Here is a 4,320-nt window from a genome sequence, read left to right as displayed (position 1 = left end):
TTTACGGGGATAGAGACTCCTTTTCATCTTTCCCTGATTCTGGGAGCTTTTTATTTTGTACTGAAAAACAGCTTAAATCCTGCACTTTTATTGATTTCCCTTTCGGTTTGGTCGAAACTGGATGCAGTTTCAACTTCAGGGATGCTTATGGCCGTTTTACTATTCAACAACAGAAATATTATTCATGACAGAATGAAATCAATAGAATTTGGCAAAAGTTTGTTGTTTTATTTTCTTACTCCCTTGATTATCTATCTGATCATAACTTATTCCATTTTTGACAGCCCACTGCCTCAATCGGCCTATGCCAAAGTTTTTCATTACACTCATCCCGATTCTTCCTTGTTCCCTTTTCTTGAACCATTGCTAAGTAATACATTTACAGCTATCTGGCTTGGTATTTTTTTCATTTTTAGCCTGAGTTTATTTATCTTACTCATGACATCAGGCCGGTTAAAAAAAGATTATAAGTATCTGATCCCTTTTTTACTGGCAGTTTCAGTACTTATTCTTTACATGATTTATAACCCACAGGAAAAAATGATGTGGTATTATGCCCTGCCTTCTTTTTTTATTTCGATGCAGATTTTTACATCATTGGGGTATTTTTTGAATAATTCAGGAAAAGTATCATCGGCAGTTGTTATCTTTACGGCCATCATCCTGTTTGTTTTTATCAGATTGGATATTCTAAATTCACTTGCCTGGATGAAGAAATCTATGAATTATATTGAAAATGAGCGTATTCTGATTGGAGAATATCTTGGAACAATCAGCCACAAAGAGCAGAAATTGCTCTCCAAACACGGACATATCAGTCGTTATTTTAAGGGTTATGTGATTGATAATTCCGGACTTAATTCAAAATTAGCCACTGATTATCATTTATCAACCGACAGCCTTGTCAGTGTTTTCATGCCTGATTTTATGATAAATCATGCCTATGATAATTTTATTGAAGTCGCTAACCGCTACAACTACCGGTTAAAGAATGCATGGTACGACCTGACTTATTTTGACAGCCCGAATTGGTTATTATTTGAGAAAAACAAGGATTCATTACATTATCAAATTGTTAAGGTAGATAGCTCGCTGATTACAGGCTTTGATAAAAAATTTGACCTGAAGCAGGTTTACAGGATTAGAGGAAAGGAAGTTAAAGTGGAATTGCCCTGTTTATCGAAGAGCAGAACTGTCAGATTCATTTTCGGTGCTGTTCGTTTTCAGTATCCGTATTACCTGAGATTAAAATTTATAACAAATGAAGGACAGAAAGAAGAAAGTGTGCTGATAAGGAAAATCGGAGCCGAAGGTGAAATATCCCGATTTATTCAGCCTATAGATGTTAAAATACCGGAAAACTGTGTTCAGATTTACATTGTTTCAGAGAATCCGCATACCCCTGTTACGATGATAAACCCTTTCAGGGTTGATGTGTTGTTGCAGGATGATTTTTGACGGAAAACATCCTGACCAGAACAAGCTCCTGATACCTGTCGAGAATGGCTGCATTGAATTTAGAGTACAAAGGATCGAGAATCTCAGTCTGAAAAGCAACGACATAATCCCCGCTTTTTACTCCATCGATTTCTTTTTTTAATACCTCAGGTTTTTCGAAAGTATTTTCATAATGAATCTGATAGCCATATTTTTCATTGTAAAGCCTCACATAAAAGACCAGATGGGAATTCCAGCCGTCATGAATCACTTTTATTTTTTTGATTTCAGGATGATTTTTTCTAATTTGCCTGAAAAAAGTACCATATTTCTGAGCTGCCCAATCATTTTTTGGAAAATAAACTGAATCAATGATTTGATAATAGGGATAGATAAGGATTGCGAAAGAAAAAATAATTTTGAAAAAGAGGGATGAAGCCCATTTGTATTTAGCAAAAAAGTTAAAGAAGTCCATTAATGATTTTACAGCTATGATAGTAAGGAAAGGAAAGGCAGGAGCAGTGTACCATTCGAGTTTACTTTTTCCTAAAGAGATGACAATCAAATAAGTGACAATGATAAACAAGGAAAAAACAAAGATGTCTGTTTTTTTGCCTCGAATTTGTTTTATCACGGGTATCAAAGAGAAAGGAAGAAGAAATATCCATGGAAAAAACTGGTTTGAAATGAGCAGGCCGATATAGTAAAAAGCCCCATGCTGATGACCGTCTTTCACACTTAAATAGCGACCAAATACCTCATTTTCAAGTACATGTGAAATATATCCGGGTTGTTTGTATTCAATCAGCAAATAATAAAAAACAATAGCAGAGATAAAGAGCAATACTTTAAGATAGTTAACTGGCTGACGGAGAAAGGATAATAACTTTCCTGAATACATCAGCAGGAAAAAATAAGCAGGAAGAAAAAGTAGCCCGGCAACACCTTTCGTCATGAATGCCAGAAACGTAAAAAAAATGGTAAGGTTTAGATATTTGCTTTGTTTTTCAGAATTAGTCAGATATTTATAAAAGCTGATGGCTGAGAGAAAGAGGAATAAGGAAAGCGGAGCATCGAGGTCGCCTGTACGGGTTACATGGTCGGAAACAAAACCTTTTGAAGTAACCAGAATTAAACAGCAAATCAGGGAAAAATAGACATTACATCCGTTTTTTTTCAGAAAAAAGAATAAAACGAGGATTAAAATCAAACCGGAAAGAGCTGACGGTAACCTCAGTGAAAGTTCATTAATGCCGAGTGATGAAAAAAACAGGGAATGAATCCATGTGATTAAAAGCGGTTTAAGGTTGTAAAAATCAGGAACACTATTAAAAGTTTTAACAAAAAAATTATGGTTAAACGTCATTTCGAGTGCTGAAACAGCATAGAAAGATTCATCCCACATTCTCAGAGGAACTATATCAAGATGGAGAAAGAGGGGAAAATAAATCAATACCAGAAGAACACCAATAGCAATGGGCAATTTGAAACGTTGTAGTAAACTACTGTTCAATTTCTGATCAGATTAATGAGCTTAATGATAGTAGGTTTAAGCTCATTTCGGTTGATAATCATATCAATAAAGCCATTTTTAAGTAGAAATTCGGACTTCTGAAAATCATTTGGAGGCTCTTTACCAATGGATTCCTTAATAATTCTCGGGCCGGTGTAACCGATCAGGGAACGTGGTTCAGCAATGACAAAATCGGCAATCATCCCATAAGATGCAGTAACTCCGCCCATTACCGGATTGATCAGGTAAGAGATGAAAGGAATTCTATGCTCATCCAGTTTTGAAACAGCGAGAGTGGTTTTGACCATTTGCATCAGCGAGAACATGCCTTCCATGAGTCGTGCCCCGCTCGAGCGTGAAATCAGAAGAAGCGGCATATTGTGTTCAATGCAGTAATTACTTGCCAGTCTTATTTTTTCACCCACCACAGAACCCATAGTCCCACCTATGAAATTAAAATCCATGGCTCCTGCAAGCAGGTCAAAATTGTCACATTTTCCGGTTGCGATGTTGATGGCCTCATTGAGCCCGGTGCTTTGCCGGACTTTTGTTAAACGGGAGTTGTAAGAAATACGGTCAGTAAAACCAAGAATATCAACAGGTTGTATATTTTCAAACAATAAGGTGTAAGCCTTTTCACCGAAAAGGCCATCGAAATAATCAAATGAAGTTATTTTATAATGAAAACCACACTGGCAGACATAAAAGTTTTCAGCTAAAGCCTGATTGTCGTGCTTAATTCCACAAGCGGGACATTTATCATCTTTGGCCTGGTCAAATGACTTTTTAAAAATTTTACCGGAAGGAATACCCTCGGTGATTTTCTGATACCATTTAGCCATGATTTTTCAGCTAAGCCAGGGTGATTTCCTTGCAAAGGTAAACATCCTGAATGGCATTAAGTAATTTAATCCCTTCATCCATTGGCTTCTGGAAAGCTTTTCTTCCGGAGATTAGACCGCTACCACCTGCTCTTTTATTAATGACGGCAGTGGCCACAGCTTCTGCCAGATCGGAAGCACCTTTTGATTCGCCACCTGAATTAATGAGTGCTACCCTGCCCATATAATTATTAGCAACCTGATAGCGGCAGAGGTCAATAGGATGTTCGCTGACCAAGTCGGTGTACATTTTTGCATGTGTTTTCCCAAAACCTATGGCTTTAAATCCACCATTGTTGGTGGGAAGCTTTTGTTTAATAATGTCGGCCTGAATGGTAGCGCCCAGATGATTGGCCTGTCCGGTCAGATCGGCTGAAGTGTGATAATCAACACCGTCTTTTTTAAAGGCGTCATTACGGGTATAACACCACAAAACAGTAGCCATACCAAGTTCATGAGCTCTTTCGAAACATTCAGCAATTTCAACAA

At 37.2% G+C, this 4,320-nt stretch carries 4 protein-coding genes; 1 reads left to right on the top strand and 3 read right to left on the bottom strand.

Going from position 1 to position 4,320, the window contains the following annotated elements; all coding sequences use genetic code 11:
- On the top strand, window positions 1–1,458 hold a 1,458-nt coding region (locus GX437_04020), incomplete at its 5' end, for a hypothetical protein (protein ID NLJ06821.1).
- Here the strand turns inward: GX437_04020 and GX437_04015 are convergent.
- The 3 genes from GX437_04015 to GX437_04005 all read right to left on the bottom strand — a co-directional run.
- Complete coding sequence (locus tag GX437_04015; protein ID NLJ06820.1) at window positions 1,424–2,920, bottom strand: phospholipid carrier-dependent glycosyltransferase; 1,497 nt, start codon at window positions 2,918–2,920, stop codon at window positions 1,424–1,426. The two genes, GX437_04020 and GX437_04015, sit on opposite strands and share 35 nt — an antisense overlap.
- A gap of 26 nt (window positions 2,921–2,946) precedes the next feature.
- Window positions 2,947–3,792, bottom strand: coding sequence for an acetyl-CoA carboxylase carboxyl transferase subunit beta (locus GX437_04010; protein ID NLJ06819.1), 846 nt, complete (start codon window positions 3,790–3,792; stop codon window positions 2,947–2,949).
- A gap of 10 nt (window positions 3,793–3,802) precedes the next feature.
- On the bottom strand, window positions 3,803–4,320 hold a 518-nt coding region (locus GX437_04005), incomplete at its 5' end, for a fructose-bisphosphate aldolase (protein ID NLJ06818.1).

Source organism: Sphingobacteriales bacterium, assembly GCA_012517435.1.
Taxonomy (GTDB): Bacteria; Bacteroidota; Bacteroidia; order CAILMK01; family JAAYUY01; genus JAAYUY01.
Note: the sequence above shows the minus strand (reverse complement) of the source record. Positions and strands in the feature narration are given on the sequence as shown.